The organism is Pseudomonas sp. SC11 (genome assembly GCF_047039205.1).
GTDB classification, from domain to species: Bacteria; Pseudomonadota; Gammaproteobacteria; order Pseudomonadales; family Pseudomonadaceae; genus Aquipseudomonas; species Aquipseudomonas boreofloridensis.
The window spans coordinates 4794875-4812412 of record NZ_CP178183.1 but is presented as its reverse complement, the minus strand read 5'-3'; the positions used below and the strand labels follow the sequence as shown (position 1 = coordinate 4812412).

Genomic DNA, 17538 nt, shown 5'->3' with positions numbered 1-17538 from the left:
TTGCGATTTTGTGACGCCGTGATGACGCCGGAGGCTTGGCGCCATAAAAAAGTGGCACATTGCTGGTATGGCAGGCGTCCTGGCTGGTGGCTGTGCAGGAAACGCCGTGGGCGCTTACGGCTCGACCCGCATCACGCAATTGCGCCCGGCATGCTTGGCCCGGTACAGCGCCTCGTCCGCAGCACTGGCCATGCTCAGGGCATCGAGCGCCTCGTCGAGCTGCACCACACCGGCACTGAAGGTGCATTGCAGGTCCTGAGGCTGGGCGGGGTAGTGGATTTCGGCGAAGCGCTGGCGGATCTGGTCGAGCACCTTGTGCGCGGCATCCAGCCCGGTGTCAGGCATCACGATGGCGAATTCCTCGCCGCCGTAGCGGCCGATGAAATCGGTCTTGCGCAGGCGCTGCTTGAGAAACAACGCCAGGCTCTTGATCACGCGGTCACCCATGGGATGGCCATGGCGATCGTTGATCTTCTTGAAGTGGTCGATGTCGAGCATGGCGAAGCTCAGCGGCCGTTGCTCGCGGCGGGCGCGGAAGCTGCAATCTTCGAGCAGTTGCAGGATGTGGGTGTGGTTGTACAGCCCGGTCAGGCTGTCACGGACCATGCGCGCCTTGAGGTGGCGGGCGCGGGCGGCGCGGTTGCGCACGGTGGTGATCAGGTGGCGGGCGCGGATCGGCTTGGTGAGAAAGTCGTCGCCGCCCTCGCTCATGGCCTCGAGCTGCTTGTCCAGGTCGTCTTCGGCCGACAGGTAGATGATCGGCACGCTGACGTAGCGGTCGTTGTGGCGGATCACCTTGGCCAGTTCCACGCCGGTACAGTCGGGCATGTACATATCCAGGATGATCAGGTCGGGCTGAAAGTCCGCCAGTTCGGCCATGGCGCGCATCGGCTCGGTGAGGGTGCGAGTGATGATGCCGGCGCCGTTGAGCAGGCGCTCGGTGTTCAGCGCCTGGGCCCGCGAGTCGTCGATGACCAGCACGCGGAACGGCTCGTACTGGGTGGCGCTGGTGAGCAGTTCGACTTTCTCCAGCAGGCTCGACGCTTCCAGGGTGCCGGTGAGGAACTCCTGGCCGCCAGCCCGCACCGCTGCCAGGCGCGTGGGGGTGTCGGCTTCGTGCAGGCTGAAGAACAACAGTGGGATGGGCGTTTGCAGACCGAGTTGGGCGTCGGCCGCCAGGCGCAGGCCGGCGCCGGGTCCGGCGAAATCCACGTCCATGACGATCGCCGCCGGCAGGTGCTCGCTCAGCGCCGCGCGCAAGGCCTCGCCGCTGTCCAGGGCTTGTGCGCTCAGGCCGAAGAACGCCAGTTGCTGGGCCAGGCGCTCGGCGCGCTCGGCGTCCTGCAGCAGGATATGCACGGGCTTGCGCACGGCCGGCAAGTGCACGCTGTCAAGCTGGTCGCCCTGGCGCAGGCCCGTGCGCGAGAGGCGCTGCATCAGGCGGTTGAGCTCACCGATCAGTTGCGAGTTGAGGCGCGCGCTGTTGGCTTCGATGGCCTCCAGGGTCTGACCGATGGCCTGCGCCAGGCCGATGTGTTCGGCCTGCTCGAAGCGCTCGGCGTAGCGCTGCAGGCGCAGGTTGGCATCGCTCAGCTCGCCCAGTCCGGCCCTCGACCATTCGCCGCGTTGCAGGCGTTGCCAGGTCTCCAGCATCTGTCGAGCCTGGTGGATGACCCGCTGGGCGAAGTGTTGACGCAAGCGCTCGTGGCTGGGCTCGGCGTGTCCGGTCATGTCCTGTCTGCTTGTTGGAAAGAGGTATGCAGGTTCAATGATGGCTCTATGCTAGCAGCTCTCGTCCGACCCGTGAGTGCCTCGGATCAACAAAGCGTTCACGCCCGTCCATTCAGTTTGCGACTCGTGGGTCGCTTATGCGCATGGCGGCGTCTGCTTTATAGTGCCCAGGTGCAGGCTTGCCGTGGCACCCTGGCACGGGCCTGTGGTCCAAGCCCCTGAACCCTCATGTTTGATTAAGGACAACGCCATGCTGGACTGGAAAAACCGCGAGGCCAAGGCCGAGCGGCGCGAGCGCGCCGACGGCCGTGGCGCCGCCACCCGTAGCTACTTCGGCGGCCTCTGGAGCCGCGCCCTGCTTATCCTGATCGGTGTGTACCTGGTGGTGTGCATCGGTCTTGGCTGGTACTGGAGCCAGGAACCGGCCCTGTTCCCGGTGCAGCAGAATGCCCAGGCCGCTGCCCAGCGCAACGGCCAGCAGATGGTGATCGGCTACACCACCACCGAAACCCTGAAGACCGTCGCGGCCACGCTGCTCGACAAGCCCGGTGGCTACATCGCCAACGACCGCTTCCCGCCAGGCCTGTGGATGGACAACATGCCGAGTTGGGAATACGGCGTGCTGGTCCAGGTACGTGACCTGTCGCGCGCGCTGCGCAAGGACTTCGCCCGTTCGCAATCGCAATCCACCGAAGACGCCGACCTGGCCAAGGCCGAACCGCGCTTCAACTTCGACTACAAGAGCTGGATCCTGCCGTCCAGCGAATCGGAGTTCGAGGAAGGCATCAAGTCGCTCAGCCGCTACCAGGCGCGCCTGGCCGCTGGCGACAAGGGCGCGATCTTCTACACCCGTGCCGACAACCTCAACAACTGGCTGGGCGACGTGGCCACGCGCCTGGGTTCGCTGTCCCAGCGTCTGTCGGCCAGCGTCGGCCGGGTCAAGCTCAACAGCAACCTGAAGACCGAAACCGTGCAGGCCGGCCAAGCGCCGCAGGTCGACGAGGAAATCGTCGAGACGCCATGGCTGCAGATCGACAACGTGTTCTATGAAGCCCGTGGCCAGGCCTGGGCCCTGTCGCACCTGCTGCGCGCCATTGAGGTGGACTTCGCCGACGTACTGGCGAAGAAGAACGCGACGGTCAGCGTGCGGCAGATCATCCGCGAGCTGGAAGCGTCGCAGGAACCGCTGTGGAGCCCGATGGTGCTCAACGGCAGCGGCTTCGGCATGTGGGCCAACCACTCGCTGGTGATGGCCAACTACATTTCCCGGGCCAACGCCGCCGTGATCGACCTGCGCCAGTTGCTCTCGCAAGGATGACCCTGAGCCCTGGCGAAGCCGCACACCGTGCGGCTTCGGACGCCGAGTCGGTGGCCTGGGTCGATGCCCAGGATCGCTGCTTGGGCGCGCTGCCCCGGGCCGAGTTGCGCGAGCGCGGGCTGATCGGTCGCTGCACCTTCATCCTGCTGTTCAATAGCCGAGGCGAGCTGTGCGTGCACCGGCGCACCTTGAGCAAAGCGCTGTATCCCGGTTTCTGGGATGTAGCGGCCGGCGGCATGGTGGGGGCGGGCGAAAGCTACGACGCCTCGGCAGCGCGAGAGCTTGGTGAGGAATTGGGCATCGCGGATGTGCCGTTGCGCTTCCATGAGAAGTTCTATTTCGACCAGCCGGGCAACCGGCTGTGGTGCGCGGTGTACTCGGCCGTGTCCGATGCGCCGTTGCGCTTGCAGCCTGAAGAGGTGATGGAGGCGCGCTTTATCAGCGTGGCCCAGGCCGAGGCCGAAAGCCGAGTGAAGGATTACTGCCCGGATTCGCTGGTGGCGTTGCAGCGGTTCAAGGCCAGTTCGTGACAGCGCTGGTGTCGGCAGCGCGGGGCGTCCGCCCCCTGAACAGCGCGTCGCATAACGCGTGGAAAATGCCGCAATCCGCTACTTAGCAAGCCATCGATTTACCGTTACACTGCGCGCCCTTTTCGGGCTGTCGCCGCATCTGCGACAGTAGCGCCGCCCCTGCCAGAGTGGGGCTTCGCGGTCGGTCCAGCGATGCTGCGAGCCGACCAGTTTTTGTCCTCAGCAAGAGGAACAAAAGTGGCCAAGAAAGCTTCTTCCTTTTCCGCCCTCGGCGGTCTCGTGTTTTCCACCGACGCCGGTCGGCATTGCCCCGACTGCAGCCAGCCGGTGGATGCCTGTGTCTGCAAGCAGCAGGCCGTGCCCGAAGGCGATGGCATCGCCCGCGTGCGCCGCGAAAGCAAAGGGCGTGGCGGCAAGACCGTCACCACCATCAGCGGCGTGCCGCTGCCGCTCGATCAGCTCAAGGAACTGGCCAGCACCCTCAAGCGTCGCTGCGGCACCGGTGGCGCCCTGAAAGACGGCGTCATCGAGATCCAGGGCGATCATGTCGAACTGCTGCTCGGCGAATTGCTCAAGCAGGGTTTCAAGGCGAAGAAGTCCGGCGGCTGACCCCGCGACGAGGATTTTTCGCCCGTGGCTTTCTAAACTCGTTCCTGCGGTCAGGGTCTACCGCCGCAGACGGACGAATCGTCATCTTCAGCTTTCATACTGCGCGCGCCTCCCAGGCGGGGCAGTGTCCAGAACTTATCGACAGGGGACTTGAATGTCCGTACGACGCACACGCAAAGACGATGGCAGCCAATGGACCGTGGCCGACAGCCGCAGTGTTTACGGGATCCGCCACTGGGGTGCTGGCTATTTCGCCATCAATGATGCCGGGCGCGTCGAAGTGCGCCCCAACGGCCCGGACAGCTCGCCGATCGACCTCTTCGAACAGGTCGAGGAGCTGCGTCAGAGCGGCCTGTCGCTGCCGCTGCTGGTGCGTTTCCCGGACATCCTGCAGGACCGCGTGCGCCAGTTGACCGGTGCCTTCGACGCCAACATCGCGCGCCTGGAATACCAGAGCCAGTACACCGCGCTGTACCCGATCAAGGTCAACCAGCAGGAAGCGGTGGTGGAGAACATCATCGCCACCCAGAACGTCTCGATCGGCCTCGAAGCCGGCTCCAAGCCTGAGCTGTTGGCGGTGCTGGCGCTGGCGCCCAAGGGCGGCACCATCGTCTGCAACGGCTACAAGGACCGCGAGTTCATCCGACTGGCGCTGATGGGCCAGAAGCTGGGCCACAACGTGTTCATCGTCATCGAGAAGGAGTCCGAGGTCGCCCTGGTGATCGAGGAAGCCGCCGAGCTCAAGGTCAAGCCGCAGGTGGGGCTGCGCGTGCGCCTGTCGTCGCTGGCGTCGAGCAAGTGGGCCGACACCGGCGGGGAGAAGTCCAAGTTCGGGCTGTCGGCGGCGCAGTTGCTGTCGGTGGTGGCGCGCTTCCGCGAGGCGGGGCTGGATCAGGGCATTCGCCTGCTGCACTTCCACATGGGCTCGCAGATCGCCAACCTGGCCGACTACCAGCACGGCTTCAAGGAAGCGATCCGTTACTACGGCGAACTGCGTGGGTTGGGCTTGCCGGTCGATCACATCGACGTGGGCGGCGGCCTGGGCGTCGACTATGACGGCACCCACTCGCGCAACGCCAGCTCGATCAACTACGACATGGACGACTACGCCGGCGTGGTGGTGGGCATGCTCAAGGAGTTCTGTGACGCGCAGGGCCTGCCGCATCCGCACATCTTCTCCGAGAGCGGCCGCTCGCTGACTGCGCACCACGCCATGCTGGTGATCCAGGTCACCGACGTGGAGAGCCACAACGACGAAGTGCCGACCATCGAGAACAAGGCCGCGCTGCCCGAGACCGTGCAGTGGCTGGTGGACCTGCTCGGTCCGACCGACATCGAGATGGTCACCGAGACCTACTGGCGTGCCACGCACTACATGGGCGACGTGGCGGCGCAGTACGCCGACGGCAAGCTCACCCTGGCCGAGAAAGCCCTGGCCGAGCAGTGCTACTTCGCCGTGTGCCGGCGCCTGCACAACTCGCTCAAGGCGCGCCAGCGTTCGCACCGCCAGGTGCTGGACGAACTCAACGACAAGCTGGCCGACAAGTACATCTGCAACTTCTCGGTGTTCCAGAGCCTGCCCGACACCTGGGCCATCGGCCAGGTCCTGCCGATCATTCCGCTGCACCGCCTGGACGAAGAGCCGATGCGCCGTGCGGTGCTGCAGGACCTGACCTGCGACTCCGACGGCAAGATCAACCAGTACGTTGACGAGCAGAGCATCGAGACCAGCATGCCGGTGCACGCGGTCAAGGAAGGCGAAGACTATCTGCTGGGCGTGTTCCTGGTCGGCGCTTACCAGGAGATCCTCGGTGACATGCACAACCTGTTCGGCGACACCGATTCGGTGAACATCTACCAGAACGCCGACGGCAGCGTGTACCACGCCGGTATCGAGACCCACGACACCATCGAAGACATGCTGCGCTACGTGCACCTGTCGCCGGAGGAGTTGATGACCCATTACCGCGACAAGGTGGCCAGCGCCAAGATCAGCGCACGTGAGCGCACCCAGTTCCTCGACGCCTTGCGTCTGGGGCTGACTCGCTCGTCTTATCTGTCGTCCTGATTGCCTAGGTGAGGTGGGGCTGCGGTGCAGCCCCTTCCCGGTCCGAAGCCGTTCTATCTATGTCTCGGAGCCGTTGTGCGCGCTAGGTTGCTGGCACAGCTCGCCAGTCGAGTTGTGGACTGCAGTTGCAGCCTTGTACCGCCAAAGATCTGTGCAGCGGGTCCAGCATCAGCCAACCCATCCCCGTTGCCGTTGCAACCTCCACCCCACCCACCCCAATGTCACCGCGCGCAACCCCATGAACCCGAGAAACGCCAACCACAACCCGTGGTTGCCGAGCCCGCGCAGGGCGAATGCCACGGGCAGGGCGATCGCGACCGATACCAGCATCGCATTGCGCATCTCGCGGGCACGTGTGGCGCCGATGAACAGGCCGTCGAGCAGGTAACTCCACACCGCCACCAGCGGCAACAGGGCCAGGTACGGCAGGTACGGGTAAGCGGCTGCGCGCACGCTGGCGATGTTGGTCTGCAGGTCGATGAACAGGTGCCCGCCCAGCAGGAACGCCGCGGCGAACAGCAGGCTGACGATCAGCGACCAGCCGCAGGCCACCACCAACGAGCGGCGCAAGGTGTCGCGCTCGCGCGCGCCGATGGCGTGGCCGCACAGGGCTTCCACGGCATGCGCCAGGCCGTCGAGGGCATAGGCGGTCAGGAGCAGACCATTGAGCAGCAGGGCATTGGCGGCCACCGTCGCCTCGCCCAGGCGCGCGCCCTGCACGGCGATCAGCAGGAACACCAGTTGCAGCGCCAGGCTGCGCAGGAAGATATCGCGATTGACCGACAGCAGCGGTCGCCACGCCTGCCAGCGGGTGAGCGCCGACCAGACGATCCGTCCGGGATGCGCGCGCAGCGCGGGCCGGGTCAGCGCCAGGCCGAGCAGGGCGGCGCTCCATTCGGCGATCACCGAGGCCCGTGCCGAGCCCAGCACGCCCCAGTCCAGGCCGAGCACGAACCACAGGTTCAAGGCGATGTTCAGCAAGTTGGTGGTCAACAGGATCGCCAGCGGCGCCCGCGCGTTCTGGGTGCCGAGGAACCAGCCGACCAGGGCGTAGCTGGCCAGCGCCGCCGGCAGGCCGAGCAGGCGCGTATGGAAGAACGTCTCGGTGGCGCTGCCCAGCGCTTGGCTGGGCTGCATCGCGTGCAGCGCCAACTGGCTGAAGGGCAGGGCGAGCAGGCCGACCATCAACGCCAGCGCCAACGCCAGCAGTAACCCCTGCGCCAGCACCTGGCGCAGCGCGGCACCGTCGGCGCGCCCGGCGGCCTGGGCGGCGAAGCCGGTCGAGCCCATGCGCAGAAAGCCCATCAGGCCGACCATGAAGGTGAACAGCGTGGCGCCGACGGCGACCGCGCCCAACTGGTGGGCGTGGGGCAGGTGGCCGACGACCGTGCTGTCGACCAGCGCCACCAGCGGCACCGAAACGTTCGACAGGATCATCGGCGCGGCCAGGGCCCAGACCTTGCGGTGGGTCGGGCGGTGCTGCCAGGCGGTGGACAACTGCGACATGGGGATTCCCGGATCTGTGGGGCCTTGGCGGCGCCTGGGTGTATGGCCGGCGCATTGTAGCGGCCCGGCAACCCAATCGTGCGACCGCGGTCTCACTTGCCACTTGTCGAGAGGTCAACGCCTCGACGTTGCGCTATAGTTGCTGCCCTCATCACCCCGCTGCCGAAGAGTTCCCTTTCCATGTTCAACAAAGGATTGTTGCTGGCGTGCGCGCTGGCCTTGCTCAGTGCCTGTGATTCCTCTTCCAAGGACACCCCGGTGCCAGCCGAGAAGCCGGCAGCGACCGCTCCGGCCGAACCCCGCGCGGCCAAGCGTGAGGACCCGGCAGTGCTGGCCAAGCGCTACGCTGATCGCGAACTGGCGGTGCTGGATGTCTCCGAAGTCCAGGTCGACGGCGCCAGCGCCTTGTCGATCAGCTTCTCGGTGCCGTTGGATGCCAACCAGGACTTCGCCGCCAAGGTGCACCTGGTCGACACCGTCAAGGGCAAGCTCGACGGCGCCTGGGAACTCTCCGACAACCAGATGGAGCTGCGCCTGCGCCACCTGGACCCGCAACGCAAGCTGGTGCTGACGGTGGATAAAGGCCTGCTGGCGGTCAACGGCAAGGCGCTGGCCAGCGAGTCGGTCAGCCGCCTGGAAACCCGCGACATGCAGCCCACCGTCGGCTTCGCCAGCCGCGGCTCGCTGTTGCCCACGCGCCTGGCCGAAGGCCTGCCGGTGATCGCGCTGAACGTCGACAAGGTCGATGTCGAGTTCTTCCGTGTCAAGCCCGAGCAACTCTCCAGCTTCCTCGCCAACTGGGGCCGCAACAGCAGCCTGTATGCCTACCAGTCCAAGGAAACCCTGCAGATGGCCGAGCTGGTCTACAGCGGCCGCTTCGACCTCAATCCCGCGCGCAACACCCGCGAAACCGTGCTGCTGCCCATCGCCGGCATCAAACCGCTGCAAGAACCGGGCGTGTACCTGGCGGTGATGCGTGCCTCGGGCACCTACGACTATTCGCAGCCCGCCACGCTGTTCACCCTCAGCGACATCGGCCTGTCCGCGCACCGCTACCGTGATCGCCTGGACGTCTTCACCCAGGCGCTGGAAGGGGGCAAGGCGCTGGGCGACGTAACGCTGGAGTTGCACGACGAGAAAGGCAAGCTGCTGGCCCAGGCCAAGACCGACGGCAAGGGCCACGCGGAGTTGCCGATCACCGCCAAGGCCGACACCCTGATCGCCACCCAGGGCGTGCACACCACGTTGCTGCGCCTGACCACCGCCGCGCTGGACCTGGCCGAGTTCGACATCACCGGCCCGCAGGCCAACCCCCTGCAATTCTTCATCTTCGGCCCGCGCGACCTTTATCGTCCGGGTGAAACCGTGCTGCTCAATGGCCTGCTGCGCGATCAGGACGGCAAGCCGGTCAAGGCCCAGCCGATCACGGTCGAAGTGCGCCGTCCCGACGAACAGGTCAGCCGCAAGTTCGTCTGGGAGGCCGACTCGAACGGTCTGTTCCAGTACCAACTGCAGTTGGCGACCGAGGCGCCGACCGGCCGTTGGCAACTGTTGCTGGACCTCGGCGGCGGACGCCAGCAGGTCTATGAGTTCCTCGTCGAGGACTTCCTCCCCGAGCGCCTGGCGCTGGAGCTCAAGGGCAGCAAGACACCGCTGAGCCCCGAAGAGACCGCCCGCATTCAGGTCAACGGCCGCTACCTCTACGGCGCGCCGGCTGCCGGCAACCGCCTCAGCGGCCAGGCCTACCTGCGCCCGCTGCGCGAGGCCGTGCCGGCGCTGCCCGGCTATCAGTTCGGTTCGGTGACCGAAGACGAACTGACCCAGGACCTGGAGCTGGACGAAGTCACCCTCGACCAGGCCGGCAAGGCCACGCTGAACATCGAAAGCCGCTGGGCCGAGGCCCGTTCGCCGCTGCAATTGACCGTACAGGCCAGCTTGCAGGAGTCCGGTGGTCGCCCGATCACCCGCCGTCTGGAGCAGCCGATCTGGCCGGCCGAGCGCCTGCCGGGCCTGCGCGGTCTGTTCGACGGCGAGGAAACCGACAGTGACGCACCGGTGCAGTTCGAAGTGCTGGTCGCCGACCGCGACGGCAAGAAACTGGCCGCCGACGACCTCAAGGTGCGGCTGATCCGCGAGCGCCGCGACTATTACTGGAACTACTCCCAGGACGACGGCTGGAGCTACAACTACAACGAGAAATTCCTCACCCAGAGCGAGGAAACCGTCAGCGTCAAGGCCGGTTCCACCGCCAAGCTGACCTTCCCGGTCGAGTGGGGCCCGTACCGCGTCGAAGTCGAAGACCCGCAGACCGGCCTGGTATCCAGCGAGCGCTTCTGGGCCGGCTACCGCGCCCAGGACAACGCCGAAGGCGGCGCGGTACGTCCCGACCAGGTCAAGCTGGCGCTGGACAAGCCGTCCTACGCCGACGGCGCCACGGCCAAGATCACCGTCACGCCGCCGGCCGCGGGCAGCGGCTACCTGATGATCGAATCCAGCGACGGACCACTGTGGTGGCAGGAAATCGACGTGCCGGCCGAGGGCAAGACCTTCGAGGTCGAGCTGGACAAAAAGTGGGCACGCCACGACCTGTACGTCAGCGCTTTGGTCATCCGCCCTGGCGAGCGCAAGGCCAACGCCACGCCCAAGCGCGCCGTCGGCGTGCTGCACCTGCCGCTCGACCGCGCCGAGCGCAAGCTGGCGGTCAGCTTGCAGGCGCCGGAGAAGATGCGTCCCAAGCAGCCGCTGAGCGTGAAGATAAAAGCCGTCAACGCCGATGGCAGCGTGCCCAAGCAGGTGCATGTGCTGCTCTCTGCGGTGGACGTGGGCATTCTCAACATCACCGACTTCAAGACCCCTGACCCCTTCGCCAGCCTGTTCGGCCGCAAGGCCTACGGCGCTGACCAACTGGACATCTATGGCCAGTTGATCGAAGCCGGTCAGGGCCGTCTGGCCAGCCTGGCGTTCGGCGGTGACGCCGCCATGGCCAAGGGCGGCAAGCGCCCGAATACCACGGTCACCATCGTCGCCCAGCAGAGCCTGCCGGTGACCCTGGACGACAAGGGCGAAGGTCTGGCCACGGTCGACATCCCCGACTTCAACGGCGAGCTGCGCCTGATGGCGCAGGCCTGGACCGACGAGCACTTCGGCATGGCCGAGGGCAAGACGGTGGTGGCCGCGCCGCTGATCGCCGAGCTGTCGGCGCCGCGCTTCCTGGCCGGCGGCGACCAGACCCGCCTGGCGCTGGACCTGGCCAACCTGTCCGGACGTGCCCAGCAGCTCGACGTGCAGGTCAGCACCGACGGCCAGCTCGACCTCACCGGCCCTGCGCAACAGAGCCTGAGCCTTGCCGAAGGCCAGCGCACCACGCTGATGATCCCGGTGCAGGCCCGTGGCGGCCTGGGCCAGGGCAAGGTGCAGGTGCGCGTCAACGGTCTGCAGTTGCCGGGCGAAAACGCCCAGGGCTTCGAGCGCGAATGGACCCTGGGCGTGCGTCCGGCCTATCCGGCGATGCTCAAGCACTACCGCGTGGCCTTGAAGGACCAGCCCTGGACCCTGCCGGACAACGACCTGGCCCAGTTCGAGTCGTCGGGCCTGGAGGCGACCCTGGCGCTGTCCAGCCGTCCGCCGCTGAACCTTGCCGAGCAGATCCGTGCCCTCGAAGCCTATCCCTATGGCTGCCTGGAGCAGACCACCAGCGGCTTGTACCCCTCGCTCTACGCCGATGCCGACAGCCTCAAGCGCCTGGGCATCAAGGGCGAGCCGGCCGATGTGCGCAAGCGCAAGATCGAGATGGGCATCGAGCACCTGCTCGGCATGCAGCGCTACAACGGCAGCTTCGGTCTGTGGAGTTCGGACAGCGAGGAGGAGTACTGGCTGACGGCGTACGTCACCGACTTCCTCTTGCGCGCCCGCGAGCAGGGCTACAGCGTACCCGCCGAGGCGTTGAAGAAGGCCAATGAGCGTCTGCTGCGTTACTTGCAGGAACGCAACCTGATCGAAGTCGACTACAGCCAGAACGCCGAGCACACCCGCTTCGCCGTGCAGGCCTATGCCGGTCTGGTCCTGGCGCGCAGCCAGCAGGCACCCTTGGGTGCGTTGCGCAGCCTGTTCGAGCGCCGCAGCGATGCCCGCTCCGGTCTGCCACTGGTGCAACTGGCGGTGGCGCTGGACAAGATGGGCGACAAACCGCGTGCCCAGCAAGCCTTGCAGGCGGGCCTGGCCATCGGTCGCGGCAAGGGCTGGCTGGCCGACTACGGCAGTGCTGTACGCGACCAGGCGTTGATCCTCGCCTTGTTGCAAGAGAACAACCTGGCGACCGATCAGGTCGACCAGCGCCTGTTCGCGCTGTCCGACGAACTGGCCGCCAACCGCTGGTTGTCGACCCAGGAGCGCAACGCGCTGTTCCTCGCCGGTCGCGGGCTGCTGGGCAAGCCGGAAGGCAAGTGGCAAGCGCGCCTGGACAGCGCCGGAGAAGTGCGCGAGTTCGACAACGCCGACTCGGGCATGCTGCTCGACGGCCCGTTGCTGGCCTCGCCGCTGACCGTGCAGAACCAGAGCAGCGACACGCTGTACCAGCAACTGACGCTGTCCGGTTACCCGCGTCAAGCGCCTGCACCCAGCAGCAACGGTCTGCAGATCCGCCGCGAGTACCTGGGCATGAACGGCCAGAATGTCGACCTGCGCAACCTGCGCAGTGGCGACCTGGTGCTGGTGCACCTGGCGCTCAAGGCCCAGGAGTCGGTGCCGGATGCGCTGGTGGTGGACCTGCTGCCGGCGGGCCTGGAGCTGGAAAACCAGAACCTGGCGCAGAGCGCCGCCAGCCTGGACAACGCCAGCAGCGCGGTGAAGGAATGGCGCGAGTCGATGCAGAACGCCAGCGTGGTGCACCAGGAGTACCGCGACGATCGCTATGTCGCAGCGCTCAAGCTCGACGGCTACGGCACCACTCACCTGCTGTATCTGGCGCGGGCGGTGACGCCGGGCAGCTACCGCATCCCGCCACCGCAGGTGGAGTCGATGTACCGGCCTAACCTGCAGGCGGTGGGTGAGAGCCAGGGCGAGCTGGTGGTGCGCGGTCGTTGAGACCTGCGCAGTATCGTCAGGCCGCGCTGTAGGCGCTGTGGTTCATCCGCGAACATCGGCATTGCCGATGCCCTCGCGGATGAATGGCATGCCCTCTCAATGAATGATCCAGCTCAACACCCACAGCCCCAGCACCAGCCAAATGATGCCCATCACGATCGACGCCCGCAGGAATGCACGGATCGCCGAATACAGCAGCATCAGCCCGACCACCAGGGCCAGGATGCTGACCAGCGAAGTGTCCATCCCCAAGGTGCGCGAGAGACCGTCGATGAAATTGCCGCCGGCATTGGCCAGCAGGTTGAACAGGCCACTCATGAGATCGACGATGAATTTGATCACCGCGCCCAGCGCCTGGCCCAGCCACTCGAAAAACCCTTCTACATGCATAGCTGCTTCCTGATGATCGTTCCCAGCCTTTGGCCATCGCCCGAGCGCGTCGGTTCCCGATGCCAGGCGCACGCATAGTGCGCGGGCACACTCGCGCGGGCAAGGTGCTGCGCGCGATGCTGATCGCCAGCCTGCTGATGGCCGCCCTGCTGTGGCTGGCCGACCGTCTGTGGCCGCTGCCCATGCCGGGCGACGACCTGGCGCGGGTGGTGCTCGCCGAGGACGGCACGCCGCTGTGGCGCTTCGCCGACAGCGACGGTGTGTGGCGTTACCCGGTCAGCCCCGAGGAGGTCTCGCCGCTGTACCTGGAGGCGCTGCTGACCTACGAGGACCGTTGGTTCTACGACCATCCGGGGGTCAACCCGCTGGCCCTGGCCCGCGCCGCCTGGCTGAACCTGCGCGGCGGGCGTGTGGTGTCCGGGGGGAGCACCCTGTCGATGCAAGTGGCTCGCCTGCTCGATCCGCACGACCGCACGTTGCCCGGCAAGCTGCGCCAGCTCTGGCGCACGGCGCAGTTGGAGTGGCACCTGTCCAAGCGCGAGATCCTGCAGATCTATCTGGACCGGGCGCCGTTCGGTGGCACCTTGCAAGGCGTCGCTGCCGCCAGTTGGGCCTACCTGGGCAAATCGCCCAAGCACCTGACGCCCGCCGAGGCCGCGCTCTTGGCGGTGCTGCCGCAAGCGCCCAGCCGCCTGCGCCCGGACCGCCATCCCGCGCGTGCCCAGCAGGCCCGCGACAAAGTGCTGCAACGCCTGGCCGACTATCAGGTGTGGCCTGCGCAGCGCATCGCCGAGGCGCGTGAGGAACCGCTGCTGCTGGCGCCGCGTCAGGAACCGGCCCTGGCGCCGTTGCTGGCGCGGCGGCTGAACACGCCAGACAGCCCGCCGCTGATCCGCACCACCCTCGACGCCACCCTGCAACGCCGCCTCGAAGACCTGCTGCTGGGCTGGCGCGCGCGTCTGCCCGAGCGCACCTCGGCGGCGATACTGGTGGTCGAGGCGCAGACCATGGCGGTGCGCGCCTACCTCGGCTCCATCGACCTGAGCGACGAGCGGCGCTTCGGTCACGTCGACATGGTCCACGCCTTGCGCTCACCCGGCTCCACCCTCAAGCCCTTCCTCTATGGCCTGGCCATGGACGACGGCCTGATCCATTCCGAATCGCTGTTGCAAGACGTGCCGCGACGCTACGGCGACTATCGACCCGGCAACTTTTCCATGGGCTTCAGCGGGCCGGTGTCGGCCAGCTCGGCGCTGGCGCTGTCGCTCAACCTGCCGGCCGTGCAGTTGCTCGAGGCCTATGGGCCCAAGCGCTTCGCCGCGAAGCTGCGCATTGGCGGCGTGCCGTTGGTGCTGCCGCCCTTGGCCGAGCCGAACCTGTCGCTGATTCTCGGCGGTGCGGGCAGTCGCCTGGAGGACTTGGTCGGTGGCTACGCCGCGCTGGCCCGTCAGGGCCGCAGTGCACGGATCCGCCTGCAACCGCAGGACCCGCTGTTGGAACGGCCGCTGCTGTCGCCAGGCGCGGCCTGGATCGTGCGGCGCATCCTCAGTGGTCAGGCGCGCCCGGACCGCGATCCGCATGCCGAACTGGTGCAGCGCCCGCAACTGGCCTGGAAGACTGGCACCAGCTATGGCTTTCGCGACGCCTGGTCGATTGGCGTCGGCCCGCGCTACCTGATCGGTGTGTGGATCGGCCGTCCCGATGGCACGCCGGTGCCGGGCCAGTTCGGCCTGGCGTCGGCGGCGCCGTTGATGCTGCAGGTGCACGACCTGCTGAGCAACCGCGACCGCCAGCGCGGTATCGCGATGCCGGTGGAGAACGTGCCCGCCAGTGTCGGGGTGGCCGCGATCTGCTGGCCGCTGGGGCAGCCGATGAAGCGCCAGGATCCGCAGTGCCGCCGCCAGCGCTTCGCCTGGACCCTCGACGGCACCACGCCGCCGACCTTGCAGGCGGCCGACCAGCCGTTGGGCCTGGGCCTGCGCGAAACGGTCTGGGTCAATGAGCGCGGCCTGCGCGTCGATGCCCGTTGTACCGGTGCGCAGGCGCAGGACATCGCCCTGTGGCCGGCGCCGCTGGAGCCTTGGTTGCCGCGTGTGGAGCGGCGCAGCGCGCGACTGCCGGCGATCGACCCCAACTGCCCGCCGCAAGTACCGCCCAGCGCGCCGCCGTTGTCGATCGTTGGCGTACGCGGCGGCGATCACTTGCGCCGACCGTTGACCAGTCACGAGCCCTTGCAGGTGCAAGTGTCGGCCTTGGGTGGAGCAGGGCGGCGCTGGTGGTTCCTCAATGGCACGCCGCTGGGCGAGACCGAGGGTCAGGACAGCCTGGCCCTGCACCTGGAGCAGCGCGGGCGCATGGAGCTCAGTGCCCTGGACGAGAGCGGCGAGACGGCGCGGGTGGAATTTCAGGTGGGCGAGTGAGGCCGTGCCTGGCGCCGCTCAGCGCCTGAGCGCCTGTACCGTGACCTTGGGGAACAGGTTGTCCAGCGTTTCCAGCAAGCGGGCGTAGTAGATCGGCTTGCGGAACAGGTCGAGCACTTGCAGGCGCAGCAGGTCGCTGACGTCGTTGAGGTCGGCATGCCCGGACATGACGATCACCGGCAGGTGCTGGCGCGCGGTGTGATCGCGCAGACGCTGGATCAAGGCGATGCCGCTCTCTTCGGGCATGCGCAGGTCAGTGATGACCAGGCCCACGTCGGGGTAGCGGGTGAGCTGCTGCAACGCGACTTTCACCGAGGTTGCGGTGTGACAGGTGAAACCCTCGTTTTCCAGCAGCTCAGCCAGCTCCAGCAAGGCGTCTTCCTCGTCGTCCACCAAGAGAATCTGCTGGCGTGAGGAAGCGTTCGGCATGATGGACTCCTGGTTGCCGTAGAGAAGGTCGCAAGGCGTCGATCACGCTCACAGGGCTCCTGAGATGGAGGTGAACAGGGCTGTGATCTTGGTCGAGATGGTCGGTACGAGCGGCACCAGCACCACCGCGACCATCGCGGCGATCAGCGCATATTCGATACCCGACGCACCGTCCTCGCGGCGGATGAAGTTTTTCAAGTGTAGAAGGATCTGCTGCAATTGCATGGCATCGCTCCCTGCGCCCACGGCGCTGCTGTCAGGACGTGGCGGAATAACGTCCATTTGCCATCACAGGATTGCCAAGCTGACGCAGCCTGCAAATGTAAGAAGGTATTAGCACTAAAGTTTGAATCCCATTCGGGTGGGCTAACTGCCTGTTTTGCAAGCAGATGAATGTGAGTCGAAAAAAAATCCGACCGCCGCTCATGGCGATTGATGAGCGCTGCGCTACCGTGCAATAGCGAAATAGTTCCTTTTTGCTAGCACGGGTCAACTCGCACGGAGGCGGATATGAGCAGTCGCACGACCCTGTTCCTTGCTCTGGCGTTTTTGCTCGCAGCCTTGCTGGCCGGATACTGGGGCCTGATGCTCAGTCGTCCCGCTGAGCTGCCCGATCCGGTCGAAATCACACCCCCAGCGCCAGCCGCTGAAATCGTCTCGGCGCTGTCCGCCCCAGCCCCCGAACCCACCGGATCGCCGATCGTGGTGCTGCGCAGAGCACTGCCTGCCAATACCCCCCTGAGCGAAGACGACGTGCTGCTTGAGCATCTTCAAGTGGTGCCCGCCGGTGCCTTCGAACGTTTCGACCAGGTGCTCGGGCGCAGCAGCGACCGGCCCTTGGCCGCTGGCAGTTGGTTGGCCGAGTCGAGCTTTCAGCGCGGTGGACCCTTGGCGCGGATGATCCGCAGCCACGAACGTGCCGTGACCCTCGGCGTGGACGAGGTGGTGGGCGCGGCTGGGCAACTGGACCCGGGCGACTATGTGGACGTGTTGCTGTACCTGCGTGAGGAAAACCGCAACCCGCAAGCGTCGGCGCAGGTGGTGTTGTCGGCACTGCGCGTGCTCAGCGTCAACGAGCAGGTGGGCCTGGCCAACGACGGTCAGCCCGCGCAGAGCGCCGAGCAGCAACAGGCCCGACGGGAACAGCAAGCGCCACGTGCGGCCAGCACGCGCACCGTGACCCTGGCCGTGCCCGAGGCCCAGGCCAGCCGACTGATGCTTGCCGCCCAGGTCGGCACGTTGCGTCTGGCCGTGCGCAGCGCCGACGAGCAGCGCCTGGCGCACTACTGGGCCGATGTCGCGCCAGCGCCCGCCGCACCGTCCGCCGAGCTCCTGCGTTTCGACCAGTTGTCCCGTGCCCCCGCGCAGGCCACGACGGCGCGCGCCGTGGCCCAGGGCATGCAGATCATCCGCGGGGCGAAGACCGCCCACGCCAACCAGACGCCATGACCAGGC

12 protein-coding genes are annotated in these 17538 nt (G+C 66.6%); 7 read left to right on the top strand and 5 right to left on the bottom strand.

Annotated elements, in window-relative coordinates; all coding sequences use genetic code 11:
* Window positions 1–114: 114 nt before the first annotated feature.
* Window positions 115–1731 (bottom strand): diguanylate cyclase, encoded by a 1617-nt coding sequence (locus ACK2SD_RS21495; RefSeq protein ID WP_412460794.1) that lies wholly within the window; start codon window positions 1729–1731, stop codon window positions 115–117.
* 250 nt (window positions 1732–1981) lie between these two features.
* On the opposite strand from ACK2SD_RS21495, the gene ACK2SD_RS21490 reads away from it, so the two are divergent.
* The 4 genes from ACK2SD_RS21490 to speA all read left to right on the top strand — a co-directional run bounded on the left by ACK2SD_RS21490 (window position 1982) and on the right by speA (window position 6256).
* Window positions 1982–3049 (top strand): DUF2333 family protein, encoded by a 1068-nt coding sequence (locus ACK2SD_RS21490; protein WP_039582974.1) that lies wholly within the window; start codon window positions 1982–1984, stop codon window positions 3047–3049.
* Window positions 3046–3579 (top strand): NUDIX hydrolase, encoded by a 534-nt coding sequence (locus tag ACK2SD_RS21485; protein WP_412460793.1) that lies wholly within the window; start codon window positions 3046–3048, stop codon window positions 3577–3579. The genes ACK2SD_RS21490 and ACK2SD_RS21485 overlap by 4 nt, the downstream gene beginning before the upstream one ends.
* Window positions 3580–3816: 237 nt before the next feature.
* Window positions 3817–4188 carry a translation initiation factor Sui1 gene (locus ACK2SD_RS21480; RefSeq protein WP_029614351.1) on the top strand — a complete coding sequence of 124 codons (372 nt, stop codon included), beginning with the start codon at window positions 3817–3819 and terminating at the stop codon, window positions 4186–4188.
* Window positions 4189–4342: 154 nt separating this feature from the next.
* Window positions 4343–6256: an arginine decarboxylase gene (gene speA, locus ACK2SD_RS21475; protein WP_029614350.1), complete on the top strand. Its 1914-nt coding sequence runs from the start codon at window positions 4343–4345 to the stop codon at window positions 6254–6256.
* A gap of 168 nt (window positions 6257–6424) precedes the next feature.
* Here the strand turns inward: speA and ACK2SD_RS21470 are convergent, their stop codons facing one another.
* The gene (locus ACK2SD_RS21470; RefSeq protein WP_412460792.1) at window positions 6425–7762 is read right to left on the bottom strand and encodes an MATE family efflux transporter; all 1338 of its coding nucleotides are present in this window, start codon (window positions 7760–7762) and stop codon (window positions 6425–6427) included.
* Between the two features lie 180 nt (window positions 7763–7942).
* Between ACK2SD_RS21470 and ACK2SD_RS21465 the strand changes: the two genes are divergently transcribed.
* Complete coding sequence (locus ACK2SD_RS21465) at window positions 7943–12844, top strand: alpha-2-macroglobulin family protein (RefSeq protein WP_412460791.1); 4902 nt, start codon at window positions 7943–7945, stop codon at window positions 12842–12844.
* A gap of 96 nt (window positions 12845–12940) precedes the next feature.
* Here the strand turns inward: ACK2SD_RS21465 and ACK2SD_RS21460 are convergent, their stop codons facing one another.
* Window positions 12941–13234: a hypothetical protein gene (locus ACK2SD_RS21460; RefSeq protein WP_039582982.1), complete on the bottom strand. Its 294-nt coding sequence runs from the start codon at window positions 13232–13234 to the stop codon at window positions 12941–12943.
* Between the two features lie 116 nt (window positions 13235–13350).
* On the opposite strand from ACK2SD_RS21460, the gene pbpC reads away from it, so the two are divergent.
* Window positions 13351–15654 carry a peptidoglycan glycosyltransferase PbpC gene (gene pbpC / locus ACK2SD_RS21455; protein WP_412462351.1) on the top strand — a complete coding sequence of 768 codons (2304 nt, stop codon included), beginning with the start codon at window positions 13351–13353 and terminating at the stop codon, window positions 15652–15654.
* Between the two features lie 18 nt (window positions 15655–15672).
* On the opposite strand, the gene ACK2SD_RS21450 is transcribed toward pbpC, so the two are convergent.
* On the bottom strand, window positions 15673–16083 hold the full coding sequence (locus ACK2SD_RS21450; RefSeq protein ID WP_412460790.1) for a response regulator: 411 nt from the start codon (window positions 16081–16083) through the stop codon (window positions 15673–15675).
* Between the two features lie 48 nt (window positions 16084–16131).
* Window positions 16132–16308, bottom strand: a complete 177-nt coding sequence (locus ACK2SD_RS21445) for a Flp family type IVb pilin (protein ID WP_412460789.1) — start codon at window positions 16306–16308, stop codon at window positions 16132–16134.
* A 285-nt stretch (window positions 16309–16593) separates the two neighbouring features.
* On the opposite strand from ACK2SD_RS21445, the gene cpaB reads away from it, so the two are divergent.
* Window positions 16594–17532: a Flp pilus assembly protein CpaB gene (gene cpaB / locus ACK2SD_RS21440; RefSeq protein WP_412460788.1), complete on the top strand. Its 939-nt coding sequence runs from the start codon at window positions 16594–16596 to the stop codon at window positions 17530–17532.
* The last annotated feature ends 6 nt before the right edge of the window (window positions 17533–17538 follow it).

Bases quoted from the DNA above. Each gene is read 5' to 3' on its own strand.
- ACK2SD_RS21495 (WP_412460794.1), bottom strand. From the start codon at position 1,731: ATGACCGGACACGCCGAGCCCAGCCACGAGCGCTTGCGTCAACACTTC.
- ACK2SD_RS21490 (WP_039582974.1), top strand. From the start codon at position 1,982: ATGCTGGACTGGAAAAACCGCGAGGCCAAGGCCGAGCGGCGCGAGCGC.
- ACK2SD_RS21485 (WP_412460793.1), top strand. From the start codon at position 3,046: ATGACCCTGAGCCCTGGCGAAGCCGCACACCGTGCGGCTTCGGACGCC.
- speA (WP_029614350.1), top strand. From the start codon at position 4,343: ATGTCCGTACGACGCACACGCAAAGACGATGGCAGCCAATGGACCGTG.
- ACK2SD_RS21470 (WP_412460792.1), bottom strand. From the start codon at position 7,762: ATGTCGCAGTTGTCCACCGCCTGGCAGCACCGCCCGACCCACCGCAAG.
- ACK2SD_RS21465 (WP_412460791.1), top strand. From the start codon at position 7,943: ATGTTCAACAAAGGATTGTTGCTGGCGTGCGCGCTGGCCTTGCTCAGT.
- ACK2SD_RS21460 (WP_039582982.1), bottom strand. From the start codon at position 13,234: ATGCATGTAGAAGGGTTTTTCGAGTGGCTGGGCCAGGCGCTGGGCGCG.
- pbpC (WP_412462351.1), top strand. From the start codon at position 13,351: ATGCTGATCGCCAGCCTGCTGATGGCCGCCCTGCTGTGGCTGGCCGAC.
- ACK2SD_RS21450 (WP_412460790.1), bottom strand. From the start codon at position 16,083: ATGCCGAACGCTTCCTCACGCCAGCAGATTCTCTTGGTGGACGACGAG.
- ACK2SD_RS21445 (WP_412460789.1), bottom strand. From the start codon at position 16,308: ATGCAATTGCAGCAGATCCTTCTACACTTGAAAAACTTCATCCGCCGC.
- cpaB (WP_412460788.1), top strand. From the start codon at position 16,594: ATGAGCAGTCGCACGACCCTGTTCCTTGCTCTGGCGTTTTTGCTCGCA.